Here is a 20,015-nt window from a genome sequence, read left to right on the forward strand (position 1 = left end):
AGCTCAACCTTGAATGATCCGGGTGACGATGGCGTGCAGGCAGGGCACGGGCTACCCGCGAAGGTCTTGCAGACGTGTGCGCTGCGCGCCGTTTTCATCGAAGTTATCGGGTGACATCCATGCCTCAAAACCGGCACGGATGGCCGGCCATTCATCGGCCGTGATTGAAAACCATGCGGTGTCGCGGTTCCGGCCCTTATAGATCATGTGATTGCGGAACGTGCCCTCATAGGTAAAGCCATAACGCGCCGCCGCTGCGCGTGACGGGGCGTTTTGATCGTCGCACTTCCATTCATAGCGCCGATAGCCCAGCTCATCAAAGGTACGCTTCATCATCAGATACATGGCCTCTGTCCCGCCGATGGTCTTTGATAGGGCCGGGGCATAGTTGATATTGCCAACCTCAACCACGCCATTGGCCGCATCAATCCGCATGAACGCAGCAACCCCGACGGCGCGGTTTGTCGCCTTGTCGATGATGGCATGCAATATTGGATCTGCATTGGCAGTCATGCCGTCAAGCCAAGCTTTATATGCGGAAAGATCGTCAAACGCATTGGTAGGAAGATAGGTAAAACGCGATCCATCCGTAGCCTTGCTGTTGGCATCAAACAGTTGCTGCGCATCACGGGCAACATCAAGCGGGCTGACTATCACATGATTGCCAACCATGTCGCTGCGCGGCGGAAATTCGCATCCCGACCAGTTGTCAATCGGCTGGCCAACGGGTTTACCAAAGTCATCTTTGTGGGGCGCGGTCATCGGGGAAGTATCCTGTGTGTGGTAATCAAGGGGCCAGCATGGCCAAAACTGGCCCTATATAAAAGAGCCAGTTTTGCAAAACGAATGGAGCCAATCTTGTGGGGGCGCACCAACAGAAAACCCGGCATTCGAAAATGCCGGGTTTTTTGACGTTGGATCTGATCAGCGATCAGATCGAAAGATCAGATATCGGGATACCAAGCGCCCAGAACGCCGAATTCTTCGAGTTTGGCAACGATGATCTCAGCAGCCTGTTCGGCACTTTGGTCCGCCGTGCTGACCACGATCTCGGCATTCTCCGGCTTTTCATACGGGCTATCGATACCGGTAAAGTTGGCGATCTCGCCCGCACGGGCCTTTTTATAAAGGCCCTTCACATCGCGCTGTTCACACACCTCAAGCGGGGTGTCGATAAAGACCTCGATAAACTCGTCCTTCTCCACCAGACTGCGCGCCAACTGACGTTCGCTTTTAAACGGCGAGATAAAGGACACCAGCGTAATTACGCCCGCATCAACAAACAGCTTGGCCGTTTCGCCCACACGGCGGATGTTTTCCACCCGATCCGCATCGGTAAAGCCGAGGTCCTTGTTAAGACCATGGCGGACATTATCGCCATCAAGGGTATAGGTATGCTTGCCCATGGCATGGAGCTTTTTCTCCACCATGTTGGCAACGGTTGATTTACCCGCACCCGACAGACCCGTGAACCACAGAACGGCCGATTTCTGACCTTTCTGATAGGCACGCGCCTGTTTGTTGATGTCCATTTCCTGCCATTTGATGTTGGTCGCACGGCGGAGCGAATGGTTGACCATGCCCGCACCAACAGTCGCATTGGTGAAGCGGTCAATAATGATGAAACGCCCGGAATGACGGTTGTCGTCATAGGGGTCAAAGGCCAGTGCCTTATCGGCCGAAATATTGGCAATCCCGACTTCATTGAGCTCAAGCGTCTTGCCCGCCATATGTTCGAGCGTATTGACATTGACCTTGTATTTAAGGTCGCTGATCTGCGCATTGGTGACCTGTGCGCCCATCTTGATCAGATAGGGACGACCGGGCAGCAAATGATCATCATGCATCCAGATGATGCGCGCTTCGAACTGATCGGCAAATTCCGGTTTGGCATCGGCCTGTGCCAAAACGTCGCCGCGTGAAATGTCGATTTCGTCGGCAAGAGTGAGTGTGACAGCCTGACCGGCAATCGCGATGTCTAGGTTGCCGTCAAAGGTCACGATCTCCTTGACCGTGCTGGTCTGACCCGATGCGGTGACAATAATTTCATCGCCCGGTTTGATCGTGCCCGATGCAACGGTGCCCGAAAAGCCCCGGAAATCAAGGTTGGGACGGTTCACCCACTGCACGGGCAGGCGGAACGGTTTTTCAATCGCGTCCTGTTCGACCTGAACGGTTTCAAGATGGGCCAGCAAGGTTGGGCCGGAATACCACGGGGTGTTCGGGCTGGCCTCAATCATGTTATCGCCGCGAAGCGCCGACAACGGAATTGCCGTGATGGAGGCATAGCCAAGGTCTTTGGCAAATTCCTGATACTCGGCCACAATGCGATCAAACGTCGCCAGATCATAGTCGACCAGATCCATCTTGTTGACCGCCAGCACCACATGCTTGATGCCAAGCAAGGAAGTAATAAAGCTGTGACGTCGCGTCTGGGTCAGAATGCCTTTGCGCGCATCAATCAGGATCACGGCGACATCGGCGGTCGAGGCGCCGGTGGCCATGTTGCGGGTATATTGTTCGTGGCCGGGGGTGTCGGCAACGATGAATTTGCGCTTGTCGGTCGAGAAGAAGCGATAGGCGACATCAATGGTGATGCCCTGTTCGCGTTCAGCCTGAAGCCCGTCGAGCAGCAGCGCAAAATCAATTTCCCCGCCTTGGGTGCCAACTTTGCGGCTATCGGATTCAAGTGCCGCCAACTGATCTTCAAAGATCATTTTGGAATCCCAAAGCAGACGACCAATCAGGGTTGATTTGCCATCATCGACACTGCCGCAGGTGATGAAACGCAGCAGGCTCTTTTCTTCCTGGGATTTCAGGTAGCCGAGAATGTCATCGGCAATCAGGTCGGATTGATGCGCCATTAGAAGTATCCTTCCTGCTTTTTCTTTTCCATCGATCCGGCTTCGTCGTGGTCAATCATGCGGCCCTGACGTTCACTGGATCGGGTCAGCAGCATTTCCTGAATGATGTCAGGAAGTGTGGTGGCTTCTGACTCAACAGCCCCGGTCAGTGGATAGCAACCCAGTGTGCGGAACCGAACCGATTTCATTTCCGGCGTTTCACCAGCACGAAGAGGCATACGGTCGTCATCAACCATGATCAGCGTGCCATCGCGCTCGACAACCGGGCGTTTGGCCGAATAATACAGCGGCACAATCGGGATTTGCTCAAGATAGATATATTGCCAGATATCAAGTTCGGTCCAGTTCGAGATCGGGAACGCACGGATGCTTTCCCCCTTGTTGATCCGGGCGTTATAGATATCCCACAATTCCGGGCGTTGATTTTTTGGGTCCCAGCGATGGGTTTCGGTGCGGAAGGAAAACACACGTTCCTTGGCACGTGCCTTTTCTTCGTCACGCCGTGCTCCGCCAAAGGCCGCATCGAACTTGTATTTGTTCAATGCCTGTTTTAGCGATTGGGTTTTCATCACATCGGTATGCAGGCTGGACCCGTGGGTGAACGGGCCAATGCCCTGATCGACACCGTCTTGGTTGATATGCACAATCAGCTCAAACCCGTATTCCGCCGCGACTTTGTCGCGAAACTCGATCATCTCGCGGAATTTCCACGTGGTATCGACATGCATCAGCGGAAAGGGCGGCGGGGCCGGATAAAACGCCTTGCGCGCCAGATGCAGCAAAACCGATGAATCCTTGCCGATGGAATAAAGCATCACCGGCCGTTCAAACGATGCTGCCACCTCGCGGATGATATGAATACTCTCAGCCTCAAGCTGGCGGAGATGGGTCAGATTAGGCTGCATTCTCTTTCCTGACGATTAATCAACACAAATTTATGTGTTTATAATTGTATTTCACTTAGCTTTGATGGGTAATATGGAATGACCCGTAAGGCAAGTGTGATTTATATATTTACACAAATTTTTGTAGTCAGATTAAATTCAACATTGAAATATGTGTTTAATATGTTCGAAACAAGGCCTCAAGGTTTTTCGTCTCTGTTTGTGTGAGTCAGAGTTTGGCCGGGTAAGGATTGTAATTTTATTTCAAAATTAATCTCCATAAGAAAATAAACTTGATTTAGGTCAGTGTTCCTTGCCAAATATGGGCAGTAAAGCTGACCTAAAGAGAGCTGCCATGACCGTCCAGTGGAATGACTTGATTGTGCGCGATGCCCACGCACTGACCGCATCGGAAATCCGTGATTTGCTCAAAGTGACGGATCGGCCGGAAATCATCTCATTCGCGGGCGGTGTGCCTGATCCCGCCCTTTTCCCGCTTGATGCTTTTCGCACGGTCTATGACGATCTGACGCAGGACGATGCAGCCGGTCGGCGCAGCCTGCAATATTCGATCAGCGAAGGTTTGCCCGCCCTTCGGCACTGGATCGCGGATGACCTTGCATCAAGCGGGGCTGTGCGCAGCATCGACAACATCCTGATCACCAATGGTGCGCAGCAGGGGCTTGATATGCTGGCCCGCTTGTTGTTGGAACCGGGCCGCGAAATTATTGTGGAAAAGCCAAGTTACCTTGGCGCGATGCAGGCCTTTTCGATGCGCCGCCCAACCTATGTCGGGGTGAATATGGATGTGGATGGCCCGGTGATTGCCGAACTTGATGCGGCCTTTGCCAGTGGTGCGCGCGTGGCCTACCTTGCGCCGGATTTTCAAAACCCGACCGGGCGGTCCTATACGCTGGAACGCCGTTTGGCCGTACTTGAAACGGCACGCAAATACGGTGCGGTGATTTTGGAAGATGCAGCCTATTCCAAGTTGTCCTATCAAGGCGATGTTCTGCCTTCCTTACTCGCCCTTGATGACGTTGAGGACGATCAAAACGCTGGCACAGTTATTCAACTGGGCACGTTTTCCAAAACACTTGTGCCCGCCTTGCGCATTGGCTGGGTCTGTGCGCCGCGTCCGGTGATTGAACGGTTGGTTCTGATCATGCAGGCCGGTAATTTACATGTCTCGACAATCAATCAGGAAGTCGCCCTACGCGCGGCCCGCAAACTGTTCCCGGGTCACCTTGATACAGTACGCGATGCCTATCGGGCAAAGCGCGATACCATGCTGGCGGCGATGGATGAATTTATGCCGGGTACCGTGTCTTACACCCGCCCCGAAGGCGGCATGTTCATCTGGTTGACCTTGCCTGAAAACATCGACAGCCGCCAATTGCTGGAGCACGCTTTGGAGGATGCCAAGGTTGCCTTCGTCCCCGGACAGGCATTTTTCTGTGATCATTCCGGGCGCAATACCGCGCGGCTGAGTTTTGCCACCGAAAAGCCGGATCGCATCCGCGACGGGATCGAACGCTTGGCATTGCTGATCAAGCGTGTGCACAATCAATAATAACCTGCGATCAAAGAAGTCCGGAGGATCAAAATGAACATTCAGCGCAATGCGTCAAAACCCACCGTCAAAGGAAACCCCGATTATTTTACCGGGCACGTGCGCCTTGATAATCCGTTTCAAACAACCGATCCCGCGCGGGTTGGCGGGGCCACGGTCACGTTTGAACCGGGCGCACGCACCGCATGGCACACCCATCCGCTGGGCCAAACCATCATCATCACCAGTGGCCTTGGCTGGGCGCAGCGCGAAGGCGGCCCCCGCGAAGAAATCCGCCCCGGCGATATCGTCTGGTTCGAACCGGGTGAAAAGCACTGGCACGGGGCGACCGATACAACCGCCATGACCCATATCGCGATTGCAGAGGCGTTAAATGGCGTTGCGGTCGATTGGCTCGAAAAGGTTACAGATGACGATTATCTGACCGAACGCAGATCATAACATTGCCGATGAAAAAAAGCCCGGCAGCAGGAGAAATCCACGCTGCCGGGCTTTTGCTGTTTTGGAAGATGGCCTGTTAAGCTTGCCCCATCATCGCCCTTAGTAAAAGCGACGCCGCACCCAGAACAAGGATGCTGCCGATATAAAGGCCCGCAAACCACAGTATCCGTCGGGTTTTCGGTGATTTGACTGTAAACATCAATGATACCCCTCATCCCCGACCTTGCCGCGAAACACCCAATAGGCATAAGCGGTATAGGCAAATATCACCGGCAACAGGATTGCGGCCCCGACCAGCATGAACGACAGGCTGTTGTCCGGGGCAGCCGCCTCGCGGAAGGTGATCATTGGCGGCACGATGTTGGGATAAAGCGTGATGCCAAACCCAAGGTAACTTAGGAAAAATATCCCAAGCGTGATGCCAAAAACCGTCTTTTCCCGGTGCGATACCGCATGCCAGAGCCAGAATAAAAGGGCTGCGGTGATCAACGGAATTGGGGCCAGCATCAACATGTTGGGCATATCAAACCAGCGCGTGGCATAGGCCGGATTAACATAGGTTGTCATCAGCGACACCACGCCAAGATTGGCCGCCATCCAGATCACGGCCGGTTTGGCAAGGCGGCGCAGGCTGCCCTGAAAATCGCCTTCCATTTTCATGATCAACCAGCCGGTACCAAGAAGCGCATAACCGACCACAACGGCGGTGGCACAAAAGATCGAAAACGGGCTCAGCCAATCCATCGCCCCGCCAACAAACCCACCGTTTTCAACCGCAATTCCCTCGATAAACGCACCCAGCATGGCACCCTGCATGGCAGCAGCAATGATGGACCCGGCCGAGAAGGCAAAATCCCAGTGTTTTTGATGGTTCTGGCTTTTGAACCGGAATTCAAACGCCACCCCGCGAAACACAAGGGCCAGCAACATGGCAAAAACCGGAATGTAAAAGGCGGTCATTAGCAATGAATAGGCCTTGGGAAAGGCGGCATAAAGCCCGCCACCGCCCAGCACCAGCCAGGTTTCATTGCCGTCCCAGATCGGGGCGACGGTGTTCATCATCCGGCCACGTTTTTTGGGGTCCTTGATGACGGCAAATAAAATACCGATGCCAAGATCAAAGCCATCAAGCGTGACATAGGCAAACACCGCAACCGCAATCAAAAGAACCCAGATAAGCTGATAATCCATGATTATTCTCCTGCCTGCGGAGGATTATGGGCGGCAACGGTGCGGCCACCGGCGCGCAGAACTTCGTCCTTGGGCGCATGTGCATGGCGCGGATCATGGTTCATGGCACGCAGGATATAGGCCGTGCCAACCCCAAAGACGATGGTGTAGACAATCACAAACGCAATCAGTGATCCGGCAATGGCGGTCGGCGCAATCGGTGATCCGGCATCCGACGTGCGCATCACCCCATAGACCACCCATGGCTGACGCCCGATTTCGGTGGTGAACCAGCCCGCCAGAATGGCGATAAAGCCACTTGGCCCCATGACAAGGGCAAAGCGATGCAACCATACGCAGCTAAACAGCGTTTTGCGCAACCGGGCAAGCAGGCTGACCACACCAAGCAATGCCATCAAAATCCCCATGCCAACCATGATGCGGAACGTCCAGAAAACGATGGTCGCATTGGGGCGATCTTCGGGGGCGAAGTCCTTTAACCCGGTAATCTTGCCGTCCCAGTCATGGGTCAGGATCATCGACCCCAGTTTGGGAATTTCCAGCGCATATCTGGTTTCCTCGGCCGCCATGTCAGGCCAACCAAACAGGATCAACGGCGCGCCATTCTGGGTGTCAAAATGGCCTTCCATCGCAGCAACCTTGGCCGGTTGATGTTCAAGGGTGTTAAGCCCGTGCATGTCGCCGGCCACGATCTGGACCGGGGCGACAATGGCCGCCATCCACATCGCCATGGAAAACATGATACGGGCGGCCCGGTTGTCGCGATCACGCAGCAAATGCCATGCGCCAACCGCACCAACCACAAGGGCCGTCGTCAAAAAGGCGGCAAGAACCATATGAACCAAACGATACGGGAAACTTGGGTTAAAGATCGCATCCCACCAACTGGTCACAACCGCACGGCCATTTTCAATGATGTAACCATCAGGCGTCTGCATCCAGCTGTTGGCCGATAAAATCCAGAACGCCGAGAATAATGTGCCAACCGCGACCATGGTTGTCGCGGTGAAATGCAGTTTCGGGCCGACACGGTTCAACCCAAACAGCATGATGCCAAGGAAACCGGCCTCAAGGAAAAAGGCGCTGAGCACTTCATAGGCCATCAACGGGCCAATGACCCCGCCGGTGAATTCCGAAAACGGTCCCCAGTTGGTGCCAAACTGATAGGACATCACAATGCCCGACACCACACCCATGCCAAAGGCCAGGGCAAAGATTTTCACCCAGAATTTGTACAGCGCAAGATAGGTGTCATCACGGGTGCGCAGCCAAAGGGCCTCAAGCACAAACAAAAAGCTGGCAAGCCCGATGGTGAACGACGGGAATATGATGTGAAATGAGATGGTAAAGGCGAACTGAATGCGTGCCAGTATTTCTGCATCAAGCATGGCCGACGGTCCTTTTGGTAGGCGAAGCCTGTGGACAAACCCACGGTTCCTGCTGTTTGCAGGGCACTCCTTGAAGGACGGGGATACGGAATTGTTCAGGCATCCACTGTCCCGGATTTTGTCCGTTCCAAAGACCGATAGAATCTTATTTGCACCGCCGCATTGCGCATTCTCAATTTACACTTGAAAAAATGTGAAATCTGCGCATTGACCCTCTTAATTGGTGCTGGCAAGGCACAGTTTCTCCAACGCCAGCGAACTTTGCGTCTGTTTGCGTTCCTTGTGGCGCAGGACCATGAATTTGCGCGGTGGGATGTGAAATCCTGCGCGCGCAAGGCGGCCTTGGGCAATCAGCGAACTGACGGCAAATTGTGATACGGCGGTGGCACCTGACCCGCTTTCAACGGCGGTAATGATCGCCTCGTTGCTGGGCAGGACAAGGGCGGTTTTAAGCCGCGTGGGATCAACGCCAAGATCGCGTAATGCACTTTCAAATTCCGACCGTGTCCCGGACCCGGCTTCGCGCAGGATCCAGTTTGACTGGGTCACCAGTGCCTGTGGATCAAGCGGGCGGCCATCGGCCCACGGGTGCTTTGGGCCGACGACAATGACAAGGGCGTCTTCGGCAACTTCGCGTTTGGCCAACGCCGGTTCATCGATATCACCTTCGATAAAACCGATATCGGCCGCCCCGCCGCGTACCGCATCCGATACGGTTTTGGTATTGCCAATCGTCAGGTGAATTTCAATGCCGGGATACTGGTCATGAAATTTCATCAGAAACGGCGGCAGCCAGTAACTGGCAATCGTCTGACTGGCATAGACATTAAGCTCACCGCGTTGCATGCCGCCCAGTTCCGCCAGTGTCAATTCGGCTGCACGCGCACGTGCGAGTGTTGCCTTGGCTTCATCCAAAAACAGCCGCCCGGTTTCGGTCAGTTCAATCCGCCGTCCCACCCGGTTAAACAGGGCCACGCCATAAAACCCCTCAAGGTTCTTGATCGCCGAACTGACCGCCGATGGGGTCAGGCCAATCGCCTCGGCCGCGCGGGTTAAATGTTCGCGCTCCGCGACGGCAACAAAGATATGGAGTTGTTCGAGCGTCATCATGGCATTGGCCTGTTCGATATCATGGCAGGATATAATCATTAGATTTTATCGAATGAAATATGAATTTTTATTCGATAGAAGTAAATGGTTGAACATGTGACTTTCGGCTTGTCCCTAAATCACAGGCAAAACATGTTTTTTAACGCCCGCATCAAACCAGTCCTGCCCGGACTTATGCTGACCCTGCTGGTTGCCTTTGGGGCCAAGCTGGCAGAGCATGCCGAGCATGTCTTTATGGGGCGTGGCTGGGTGGAAAGTCTGGTCTTTGCCATTTTGATCGGGGTGCTGGTGCGGTCGATCTTTGGCTTGGCACCCGTGTTTTGTGCTGGCGTGCAGTTTTGCGCCAAGACCGTGCTTGAGGTCGCGATCGTTTTGCTTGGTGCGTCCATAAGCGCACAGGCCATTGGCAATGCGGGCGGGGGGCTGATTGCGGCGATCATTGCAACGGTTTGCATCAGCCTGTTTGTCAGTTTCCACATTGGCCGCGCACTCGGCCTGTCAAAGCAACTGTCGATGCTGGTGGCGTGCGGCAATTCGATTTGTGGTAACTCGGCGATTGCTGCGACCGCCCCGGTGATTTCAGCAAAGTCTGATGATGTTGCCGCGTCGATCGCCTTTACCGCCGTGCTGGGTGTGCTGTTTGTCTTTGCCTTGCCGTTGGTTCATGTCGCGCTTGGCTTGTCGCCAGCACAATACGGCATCTTTTCCGGGCTTACGGTCTATGCCGTGCCGCAGGTTCTGGCCGCAACCGCACCGGCGGGGGCGCTTGCAGTACAGGTTGGCACATTGGTCAAGCTGATCCGAGTTCTGATGTTGGGGCCGGTGATTTTCACCTTGGCGTTGATCGGCGGACGGGCGCGCGAGACCAAGCTTCCCATCGCGCAGGTCGTACCGTGGTTCATCATTGGCTTTATCGTGATGATGGCGTTTCGTTCGTTCGGGATATTGCCCGACATTGCATTGGCACCCATGCGCACGGCGTCTTCTTTCTTGACGATCCTTGCCATGGCGGCATTGGGTTTAAGTGTCGACATCAGAAGCGTGATGCATGTTGGTGGTCGGGTAATTGCCACAGCCATTCTGTCCTTGCTGGTGTTGTGCACGCTTGGCTTGCTGGTATTGATAATCCTGACCTGATAGCAAAAAGGGCCGACGCCGTTTAAACCGGCGTCGGCCCTTTGCTTGTTCATGTCGCAGCTACACCTGCCAGATTATTGCATGTAGGTGTTACTGTCGTTCATGACGATGATCGAAGATGCAAGAAGCTCGCGTTCTGTGAACAACCCAGCTGCGTCCATTTCCCCGGCGACCGAAATACGGTCCCCGGTTTGGATTTTCTGATGGGCCTGACCATCCGCACTATTTTCCGGTACTTCGCTGGAATCAACAGTGATGGTTGTGTGGCCCGTGGAAAGGGCTATTTCGTCTTCACGAACTTCTGTCACTTCGCCTGTAAGCGTCACCCACTCTTCACCAGTTGCAAGGCCGTTGCTGTTGACAAAGCCAGTACGGTCCTCGCCGTTGGTGTAATAGGCACCGCGCTCAGGCAGGAAGATTGACGTGGCAACGACTTGTTTGTCGGTGAAAAATCCTTCGGAAACCTCACCGTTTACCCGCACCTGATCTCCTTTCTGGACAAAGCCCTCGTCGAACCAGTCATAATCAGACATGTCGACTGCAATTTCGCCGTCGCCATAGTTCATCGTGAACTGGTCACCGGTAATTTCTTTTACGGTGCCCGAAAGATGAACAGATTCCGACTCATTAAGAGTGGCGCTATTTTGCTGCATCGACTGTTGGGTTTCATCAGGGACCTGAGGATTATCTTTCTGCTGGCCTGCGGCCAAAGCGGGCGTTGCACCCATCGTAAGCACAGAAAGGGCGGTCAAAGTAATCATTGAGCGGCGCATGATAAATGCTCCTTTTCTCATATTGGAATTCATATCCGGGCGCTTGGCGTCCCGGGGTCGATTTCCAATTGCAGAACACGTGCCGCCGCCTGTTTGTTCCAAATTTTTTATACCGTGCAGGGGGCATAAAAAGCAGGCGGCATAAAAAAAGCCCGCTGCCCTGGTGGGGACAGCGAGCAAGGAGGAAGATGCCACGGAAACATGAAGAGGCATCTTCTGGCATTGGTTGGATATGTCATCGGGGTAGCGATAACGTCCGCGCAATGCCTTGGGTTGGCAGAATGTCCATCGTTGCAGTGTGATGTTGGCCATCTGGCGGTTCACCAAGCTGGTTTAGCTGTCGATTGGTTCCTTTTCCTCGGCGGCTTTCAACGCCTGCCATTCCGCGTCGCTAAACACCCGTGACCGGGTTAAAAAGCGTTTGCCTTCCGGTCCTTCGAGCGAAAACATGCCGCCGCGTCCAGCAACAACGTCAATGATCAGTTGCGTGTGCCGCCAATATTCGAATTGTGCGCGGCCCATGTAAAACGGGCTGCCGTCAATTTCGCCCAGAAGCACGTCCTGATCACCGGTTTTGAACTCACCATCGGGAAAGCACATCGGTGCACTGCCATCACAACACCCGCCCGACTGATGAAACATCAGTGGACCATGAATGGATTTAAGCTTGCCGATCAGTGCAATCGCCGCATCTGTGGCCGTCACCCTGTCAGGTGGTGTGTCTGATCCTGTCATCATGCACCTCCTTGGTCGGGAAAAGGTGACCGGACGCGCAAGCAAGAATGCGCGTCCGGTTGGGAATGAACCCGTTAGATCAGAAGAAGCCCATCGGTTTGGGATCGTAAGACACCAGAAGGTTCTTGGTCTGCTGATAGTGGTTCAGCATCATCTTATGGTTTTCACGCCCGATGCCAGATTGCTTGTACCCGCCAAAGGCCGCATGGGCCGGATAGAGGTGGTAACAGTTGGTCCAGACACGCCCGGCCTTGATATTGCGGCCAAACCGATAGGCACGCGTGCCATCACGGGTCCATACACCGGCCCCAAGGCCATAAAGCGTGTCATTGGCCAGATGAAGGGCCTCGGCGTCATCCTTAAAGGTGGCGACCGATACCACCGGACCAAAGATTTCCTCCTGGAAAATCCGCATGCGGTTATGGCCCTTAAAGATCGTCGGCTGGATATAGAACCCATCCGACAGGTCCCCACCAAGGTCGGCCTTGTCGCCGCCGCACAAAACCTCGGCACCTTCTTGTTTACCGATATCAAGGTAGGAGACGATTTTTTCCATCTGTTCGTTTGATGCCTGCGCACCCATCATGGTGTCGGTATCAAGCGGGTTGCCCTGTTTGATGTTGGCAACGCGCGACAGGACCGTATCCATGAACTTGTCATAGATATTTTCCTGAATAAGGGCGCGCGACGGGCAGGTGCAAACCTCCCCCTGATTAAGCGCAAACATCGTAAGGCCCTCGGCGGCTTTCTGACGGAAATCATCGTCAGCAGACATGATGTCGTCAAAGAAGACGTTGGGTGATTTACCACCCAGTTCCAGTGTGACCGGAATGATGTTTTCCGATGCATACTGCATGATCAGGCGCCCGGTGGTGGTTTCACCGGTAAAGGCGACCTTGGCAACCCGGTTGCTTTGCGCTAATGGCTTGCCTGCTTCAACGCCAAAGCCCTGCACGACGTTCAGCACACCTGCGGGCAGAAGATCACCCACCAGTTCCAGCAACACACAGATTGATGCCGGGGTCTGTTCGGCCGGTTTAAGGACCACGCAGTTACCTGCGGCAAGGGCAGGGGCTAGTTTCCAGACCGCCATCAGGATCGGGAAGTTCCATGGAATGATCTGACCAACAACGCCAAGTGGTTCGTGGAAGTGATAGGCAACCGTGTTGTCGTCAATCTCGCCAAGCGATCCTTCCTGTGCGCGGATGGCACCGGCAAAATACCGGAAATGATCAATCGCCAGCGGGATATCGGCCGCCATCGTTTCACGCACCGCCTTGCCATTGTCCCATGTTTCGGCAACCGCCAGCATTTCAAGGTTGGCTTCCATGCGGTCGGCGATTTTATTGAGGATATTGGCCCGTTCCGTTACCGATGTTTTGCCCCATGCTTCGGCCGCCGCGTGACCGGCATCAAGCGCCTTTTCGATGTCCTCGCTTGAGGACCGGGCGATTTCGCAAAATACCTTGCCATTCACGGGCGAGACATTTTCGAAATACTGGCCTTTGGTCGGCGCGATCCATTCACCGCCAATATAGTTTTCATAGCGCGATTTGAAGCTGACGACGCTACCGGCATCATTTGGATTCTTATAGATCATTTTGGTTCCTCCGAGATTCACAGGCGATTTTTTCGCCCGTTTTTAATTGTGACCCCACCAGTCCCGCAAAGGTCGTGCCATTTGGGCGCCAGGCGGGGGATCAGACAAAAAACGACGCTTTTTCAGGTGGATGGATGACTTCTGAAGCGGTGGAGAGTGCTTAGGATGTGACCGTTTTCTTGGCGCAGGTGGAACAAATTGTTCCGTTTATGGAACACGCGCGATTGTGCGGTGGATTGGGTCTGAAACGGGTTGGCGTGGCAGGGGGGTGATGTGGTAATATCTGGCCTGTGATCGGATGCGGCATAAGCCGCGCGCCGGACGTTCCGGGTCAAAACGCCGACACAAGGGAGATAGCGTCTATGTCAGGAAACCTTCCCGGCGGACGGATAGAAGCCGCCTTGCAGCTAAGCGGTGCTGCGCAAAATCGGGCAGTCCTTGAAAGCTGGCAACGGTGTGAACAGCGCTTTGGTCTGGCCCACGATACATTGCGCCGTCCCGAAGTCATGCCCGAAAGCCAGACCCGGCAATTGCGTGACCGCAACGGGCGGCTGTATCACCATGCCCATGATCTTGTGCGCACGCTCTATCGCAAGATTGATGCATCGGGTTATGCGGTCTTTCTGACCGATAATAAGGGTGTCATCCTTGACAGTGTGGCGGCCCATTCGTTGCTGCCGGCCTTTCGCACCAACGGCCTTTTGCCCGGTGCCGTCTGGAGCGAGGAACGCGAAGGCACCAACGGCATTGGCACCTGCATTGTTGAGGGCCGTGCGATCACCATCCACAAAGACGAGCATTTCCTCTCCCAGCATTCCGCCCTGACCTGTACCGCCGCCCCGGTGTTTAGCCCGGATGGCGAAGTTTGTTCGGTTTTGGATGTTTCCGCTGTGCGCGATGATATCAAGCGCACCGATTGCCTGCGGGTGCGCGGCATGATTGCCGATTATGCCGAGGCGCTTGAACGCATCCTGTTTTTTGACGAGCGGGCAGGCGACATCATCCTGCACCTTCACCCTGAATCGCAGCATGTCGGATCAACCCGCGATGCGATGATTTCCATCGCGCCGGACGGCACGATCAGTGGGGCGACATCCATGGCGCGCCGTATCTTGCGCGCCGCCAGCAGTTCCAGCGACATTCGCGATGTCTTTGAAATGGATGTCGATAGTTTGCTGGCAAAATTCGCCAATCAAAGTGCCGGTCGCAAACATCTTCATGCTGACATTGGGCGTGATCAGGCCGATCCGGCGATGGCGGTCAACATTGCCGGGGGCGGGGTGCTGTTTGGCAGTATCACCTTGCCCGAAAAACTGCGCCGTCAGTTTGTCGGGCGGGCAACATCAATGCCCATGCCGGTCAAACCGGTGCGCGTACCCAAGCCCGAAACTGAAATGCCCGACCGTGATCCGGCCTTGCGCCGTATCTTTGATATCGGATCGCGACTGCATGCGCGTGATATCAATATTTTGATGTCGGGCGAAACCGGCAGCGGCAAGGAATACCTTGCTCGTCACATCCATGATGCGGCGGTGGGGAAATCACGCAATTTCGTGGCGATCAACTGTGCTGCCCTGCCAGAAGGATTGATTGAAAACGAACTGTTTGGTCATGCCGGTGGGGCCTTTACCGGGGCCGCGCGCGACGGGTTTGGCGGGCGCATCCGCGAAGCCAATGGCGGCACGCTTTTTCTTGATGAAATTGGCGATATGCCGCTGGCAGCTCAGGGGCGGCTGTTGCGGGTTCTGGAAAACCGCACGATTGAGCCATTGGGCAGTACAAAATCAGTCCCGGTCAATTTCCGCCTGATGTGCGCCAGCAATGTTGATTTGGCCAAGGCGGTGGCGAACGGCACGTTCCGCGAAGATTTGCTCTATCGGATCAAGGGCGCACGCCTTGCTGTTCCGGCTTTGCGTGAACGCAGCGATCTTGCCGATTTGATCACCCGGTTGCTCGGCGGCATGGCCGCGAACGTCGCTTGTGATGATGAAGTTCTCGCCATGCTGGTCGCACACCGCTGGCCGGGCAATGTGCGCGAGTTGCTCAATGTGTTGCAATATGCCTGCGTCTTTGCCGAAAACGGCGTGATCCGCCGCGATCATCTGCCTGATGATTTCAAGGTCACGGCGACAGAGGCCGATGCCAAGATGTCGCCAATACAAACCATGAAGCACGCCGAAGAGGTTGCCTTACGTCAATTGCTTGATGATCAAAAATGGCACATCAGCAACACCGCCAAATCCTTGGGGATTGGCCGCAATACCCTCTATCGCCGCATGGCGCGACTGGGCATCGAAAAGGCCTGATTTTTCTTTGATGGTTGCGGGGGCGGATCGGGTAAGGCCGTTTTCTGGGGGCAAGTCGTTCTTTATAGAAGGTTTTCATTGTAGAATGCACCGTTATTGTTTTAAGTAACGGCAGGGTTTTACAGGATTATTTTATGTGTGGAATTGCCGGTTTATGGCTATCTGGGCAAGGTGACGCCAGCCGATTGCACGATACTGTTTCGCGCATGAATGCCGCGTTGCATCATCGCGGACCTGATGGCGGTGATGTCTGGTGTGACACGGAAAACGGGCTGGCCCTTGGTCAGCGCCGACTGGCGATTATTGATCTTTCCGATGCCGGTAAACAGCCCATGCATTCGGCCAATGGCCGCTATGTCATGGTTTACAATGGCGAGATTTATAACACCGAAGAACTGCGCCAGAAACTTGCCAGTGCCAACATCGCATGGCGCGGCCATTCCGACACCGAAGTCATTGTTGAATGCATAGCCCATTGGGGCGTGCGCGAAACGGTCAAGCGCCTGATTGGCATGTTTGCCATCGCGCTTTGGGACCGGAACGCCAACAAGCTGACACTGGTGCGCGACCGTTTGGGCATTAAGCCCCTTTATTGGTCGCGCTATGACGGCAATATCGGCTTTGCGTCCGAGGTCAAAGGACTTCTCGCGGGCAATGCGATTTCGCGTGAGGTCAATCATTCCGGGCTGGAAGCTTATTTGCGGTTTGGCTATGTCCCGTCCGGCCATTCGATCTATGCCCACGCCAAGATGCTCAAACCCGGTCACATTCTCGAAATTACCGGGCACGATCAGGCATCTGAGTTTGCCTATTGGTCGGTCGAGGATGCCGTGCTTAATGGCCAAACCCACGCCTGGAGCGGGGACGATCAAAGTGCGATTGACGCGCTTGAAGATTTGCTACGCGATGCGGTTTCGCGCCGCATGGTCGCCGACGTGCCGCTCGGCGCGTTTTTATCGGGCGGGATTGACTCATCGACCATCGTCGCCCTGATGCAATCGGTCTCCGACCGTCCGGTTAAAACATTTTCGGTCGGGTTCGAAGATGCCGCCTTTAACGAGGCGGCCTTTGCCGGGGAAGTGGCGCGTCACCTTAAAACCGACCATACCGAACTTTATGTCACGCCGCAGGACGCACTTGATCTGGTGCCAAAGCTGTCGGAAACCTATGACGAGCCATTTTTTGACAGCTCCGCCATCCCGACCTATCTGATTTCCGCCCTGACCCGTAAGGAAGTCACCGTGGCCCTGTCGGGCGATGGCGGCGATGAAACATTTGGCGGCTATACCCGCTATCTCTGGGCCCGACAGCTCAGCAAGGCCGCAGGCAGCATTCCTTTTGGCGCCTCGATGGTGGCGCGTATGCTAACCATGTTATCGCCCGAACAGTGGGACAATCTGGTCGGGCTGGTGCCGGGCGGGATTGCGACCAGTGCGATTGGCGATAAAATACACAAGGCCGCACCGCTTCTGGCGATCAAGGATGATCTGGATCGCTATCACGCGCTGCTATCCTTGTTTGATACCGACAAATTGCTTGGCCGTCGCGAGGGCCGCAAAAAAATCCGCGTGCCGGGCGAAAAGTTCTGTCGTAACCGCAATCTTGATTACGTGTCCTCGATGCAGGTCATGGATACGATGATGTATATGGTCGATGACGTGCTGACCAAGGTCGACCGCGCATCTATGGCCAATTCGCTTGAGGTCCGCGTGCCGTTCATCGATCACCGGGTGATCGAATTTGGCTGGCGATTGCCGGCACATTTGAAACTGAACGGGTCGGTTGGCAAATATGCCGTGCGTCAGATTCTCTATAAATACGTCCCGCGTGAATTGATCGACCGGCCCAAAACCGGGTTTGGTGTGCCGCTGGCACAATGGCTGCGCGGGCCGTTACGCGAATGGATGGGCGACCATCTTGCCAATGATGCACTGTATAATGATCTTGGGCTGGATCGCCGCTATATCGACCGCCTGCATCAGGAACATATGTCAGGTCGTCGCAACTGGGGTCATCAGCTTTGGACCATTGCCATGTTGTCTGACTGGCAGCAACGCTGGCTGACATAACCATCTGATACCCGTCCATTTCTGTTATGCGTTTAAACCCGTCTGCCCGTCAGGCGGGTTTTTGCATTTTTTCATTCGCGAAATTTACCAAAACAGGCCGGTTTTTGATGCCATACGATGCGTGTGTCTTCATGGGTTCCGTTCTCGCAATCGCAAAAATGTCATAATTCGAAACTTGTAAATTTTCGAAAATGAACTATTTATGGCGGTACCAACCCATCAAACGCAGAGAGAACCGCAATGCCTGGCACATCCAATTACGATCTGATCATCATCGGTGGCGGCATTAATGGTGCCGGAATTGCCCGTGATGCGGCCGGGCGCGGCCTGAAGGTTTTGCTGTGTGAACAAAACGACCTTGCCAGTGCGACCTCATCAGCCAGCACAAAGCTGATCCACGGTGGTCTGCGCTATCTCGAACATTATGAATTCCGTCTGGTGCGCGAAGCTCTGACCGAACGCGAAGTTCTGCTGGGCAATGCGCCGCACATCATCTGGCCGCTGCGGTTCGTTCTGCCGCATCGCAAGGATCTGCGCCCGGCATGGATGATCCGCTTGGGCCTGTTTTTATATGATCATTTGGGCGGGCGTAAAAAACTCCCGGCATCCAAGGGCATTTCATTCGCGTCTCACGTCGCCGGGGAACCCTTGCGTGAGGATGTGACCAAGGGCTTTGTCTATTCCGATTGCTGGGTCGATGATGCCCGTCTTGTGGTGCTCAACGCCATGGACGCCCGTGAAAACGGTGCGGAAATCCTCACCCGCACCAAATGCGTTGGCGCAAAGCAGATGGACGGGCAATGGAACGTCACCTTGCGCGACACTGATCATGATCAAGACCGTGTTGTCACCGGCAAAATGCTGATCAATGCCGCCGGGCCTTGGTGTGCCGACTTGATCAAACCCGATGGCGGCGCTGTGCAATCGAAAACCAAGGCGAACATTCGTCTGGTCAAAGGCAGCCACATCGTCGTACCCAAACTGTTTGATCACGACTATTGCTATATTTTCCAGAATGGCGATGGCCGGATTGTTTTTGCCATTCCCTATGAAAATGACTTCACCCTGATCGGCACCACGGATGTTGATTTCAACGATGATCCATCAATCGTCAAAATCGATCAGGACGAAGTTGATTATCTGTGCAAACTTGCCAGTGGCTATTTCAAAAAATCCGTCAGCACCGATGATGTGGTCTGGACCTATTCCGGGGTCCGTCCGCTCTATGCCGGCAATGGGGACGGCGAAAACGCCTCAAAAATTTCGCGCGACTATACCCTCAAACTCGAAGCCAACAGCGGCGATGCGCCCGCCCTTCATGTCTTTGGCGGTAAAATCACCACCTATCGCAAACTGGCCGAGCACGCGTTGCAGATCGTATCTGATCAGCTTGGCCACAATGATCAACCCTGGACGGCATCGGCACCACTTCCGGGTGGCGACTTCCCCAATGCATCCTTTGACGATGCGTATGATGTCTTCGCCAAACGATATAACTGGTTGCCCGCGGCAATGCTTACCCGTTTGCTGCGGCTTTATGGTACGCGGATCGACGCCATTTTAGGGACGGCAAACGCCCTTTCTGATCTTGGGGCCTGCTATGGCCATGACCTGTATGAAGCCGAAGTACGCTATCTGATGGATCAGGAATGGGTGCGCGACCTTGATGACCTTATCTGGCGCCGCTCAAAACTGGGGCTGCGTTTGACCAAGGACCAGCAGGCGGTTTTAAAACAGCGACTGGCAAAGGAAAACCGCACCAAGATTGCCGCCGAGTAGATGTGAACTTTCAACAGGTTGTCCATTCGGGCCAGACCTTGGTGCGCCTCTTTTCTGACAGTATCACTAGGGTCTGAACCCAATTGAATGCTTGAAATGGTCGCGAGGAATTTGTGCGGATATCAGGAGCTTCACCGCAGCAAGGCTCGCTGCCTTGCAAGGGGA

General features: G+C 54.5%; 15 protein-coding genes. 6 read left to right on the plus strand and 9 right to left on the minus strand.

Features of this window, described 5'->3' with window-relative positions; genetic code table 11:
* Nucleotides 1-51: 51 nt before the first annotated feature.
* The 3 genes from AMM48_RS21810 to cysD form a co-directional block, all read right to left on the minus strand.
* On the minus strand, nt 52-762 hold the full coding sequence (locus AMM48_RS21810; protein ID WP_102785796.1) for a GNAT family protein: 711 nt from the start codon (nt 760-762) through the stop codon (nt 52-54).
* 182 nt (nt 763-944) lie between these two features.
* Nucleotides 945-2,864, minus strand: coding sequence for a sulfate adenylyltransferase subunit CysN (gene cysN, locus AMM48_RS21815; protein ID WP_102785797.1), 1,920 nt, complete (start codon nt 2,862-2,864; stop codon nt 945-947).
* Nucleotides 2,864-3,769, minus strand: coding sequence for a sulfate adenylyltransferase subunit CysD (cysD, locus tag AMM48_RS21820; protein ID WP_101304390.1), 906 nt, complete (start codon nt 3,767-3,769; stop codon nt 2,864-2,866). The genes cysN and cysD overlap by 1 nt, the downstream gene beginning before the upstream one ends.
* A gap of 334 nt (nt 3,770-4,103) precedes the next feature.
* Here cysD and AMM48_RS21825 point away from each other — a divergent pair, with 334 nt between their 5' ends.
* Together AMM48_RS21825 and AMM48_RS21830 are read left to right on the plus strand one after the other, a co-directional pair.
* Nucleotides 4,104-5,321 (plus strand): PLP-dependent aminotransferase family protein, encoded by a 1,218-nt coding sequence (locus AMM48_RS21825; protein WP_102785798.1) that lies wholly within the window; start codon nt 4,104-4,106, stop codon nt 5,319-5,321.
* Nucleotides 5,322-5,354: 33 nt separating this feature from the next.
* A complete protein-coding gene (locus AMM48_RS21830) occupies nt 5,355-5,762 on the plus strand; it encodes a cupin domain-containing protein (RefSeq protein ID WP_102785799.1) in 408 nt (135 codons plus the stop codon).
* Nucleotides 5,763-5,960: 198 nt separating this feature from the next.
* Here the strand turns inward: AMM48_RS21830 and cydB are convergent, their stop codons facing one another.
* From cydB to AMM48_RS21850, 3 genes are all read right to left on the minus strand, one after another.
* A complete protein-coding gene (gene cydB, locus AMM48_RS21840; protein WP_102785801.1) occupies nt 5,961-6,959 on the minus strand; it encodes a cytochrome d ubiquinol oxidase subunit II in 999 nt (332 codons plus the stop codon).
* Nucleotides 6,956-8,341, minus strand: coding sequence for a cytochrome ubiquinol oxidase subunit I (locus AMM48_RS21845; protein ID WP_102785802.1), 1,386 nt, complete (start codon nt 8,339-8,341; stop codon nt 6,956-6,958). Before AMM48_RS21845 ends, cydB begins: the two co-directional genes overlap by 4 nt.
* A gap of 216 nt (nt 8,342-8,557) precedes the next feature.
* Entirely contained in the window at nt 8,558-9,490 is a 933-nt protein-coding gene (locus tag AMM48_RS21850) for a LysR substrate-binding domain-containing protein (protein WP_347876290.1), read from the minus strand.
* A 93-nt stretch (nt 9,491-9,583) separates the two neighbouring features.
* On the opposite strand from AMM48_RS21850, the gene AMM48_RS21855 reads away from it, so the two are divergent.
* A complete protein-coding gene (locus tag AMM48_RS21855) occupies nt 9,584-10,588 on the plus strand; it encodes a putative sulfate exporter family transporter (RefSeq protein WP_102785803.1) in 1,005 nt (334 codons plus the stop codon).
* A 74-nt stretch (nt 10,589-10,662) separates the two neighbouring features.
* Here the strand turns inward: AMM48_RS21855 and AMM48_RS21860 are convergent, their stop codons facing one another.
* The 3 genes from AMM48_RS21860 to adh form a co-directional block, all read right to left on the minus strand.
* Nucleotides 10,663-11,673, minus strand: a complete 1,011-nt coding sequence (locus tag AMM48_RS21860) for a hypothetical protein (protein WP_146030442.1) — start codon at nt 11,671-11,673, stop codon at nt 10,663-10,665.
* A gap of 21 nt (nt 11,674-11,694) precedes the next feature.
* Nucleotides 11,695-12,096: a DUF779 domain-containing protein gene (locus tag AMM48_RS21865; RefSeq protein WP_102785805.1), complete on the minus strand. Its 402-nt coding sequence runs from the start codon at nt 12,094-12,096 to the stop codon at nt 11,695-11,697.
* A 79-nt stretch (nt 12,097-12,175) separates the two neighbouring features.
* A complete protein-coding gene (adh, locus tag AMM48_RS21870; RefSeq protein WP_102785806.1) occupies nt 12,176-13,696 on the minus strand; it encodes an aldehyde dehydrogenase in 1,521 nt (506 codons plus the stop codon).
* A gap of 362 nt (nt 13,697-14,058) precedes the next feature.
* Between adh and AMM48_RS21875 the strand changes: the two genes are divergently transcribed.
* The 3 genes from AMM48_RS21875 to glpD all read left to right on the plus strand — a co-directional run bounded on the left by AMM48_RS21875 (nt 14,059) and on the right by glpD (nt 19,850).
* A complete protein-coding gene (locus AMM48_RS21875; protein WP_102785807.1) occupies nt 14,059-16,002 on the plus strand; it encodes a sigma-54-dependent Fis family transcriptional regulator in 1,944 nt (647 codons plus the stop codon).
* A 134-nt stretch (nt 16,003-16,136) separates the two neighbouring features.
* Complete coding sequence (gene asnB / locus AMM48_RS21880; RefSeq protein WP_102785808.1) at nt 16,137-18,071, plus strand: asparagine synthase (glutamine-hydrolyzing); 1,935 nt, start codon at nt 16,137-16,139, stop codon at nt 18,069-18,071.
* A gap of 240 nt (nt 18,072-18,311) precedes the next feature.
* On the plus strand, nt 18,312-19,850 hold the full coding sequence (glpD, locus tag AMM48_RS21885; RefSeq protein WP_102785809.1) for a glycerol-3-phosphate dehydrogenase: 1,539 nt from the start codon (nt 18,312-18,314) through the stop codon (nt 19,848-19,850).
* Nucleotides 19,851-20,015 lie beyond the last annotated feature (165 nt).

This window comes from Thalassospira sp. GB04J01 (assembly GCF_000751115.1).
Classification (GTDB): domain Bacteria; phylum Pseudomonadota; class Alphaproteobacteria; order Rhodospirillales; family Thalassospiraceae; genus Thalassospira; species Thalassospira lucentensis.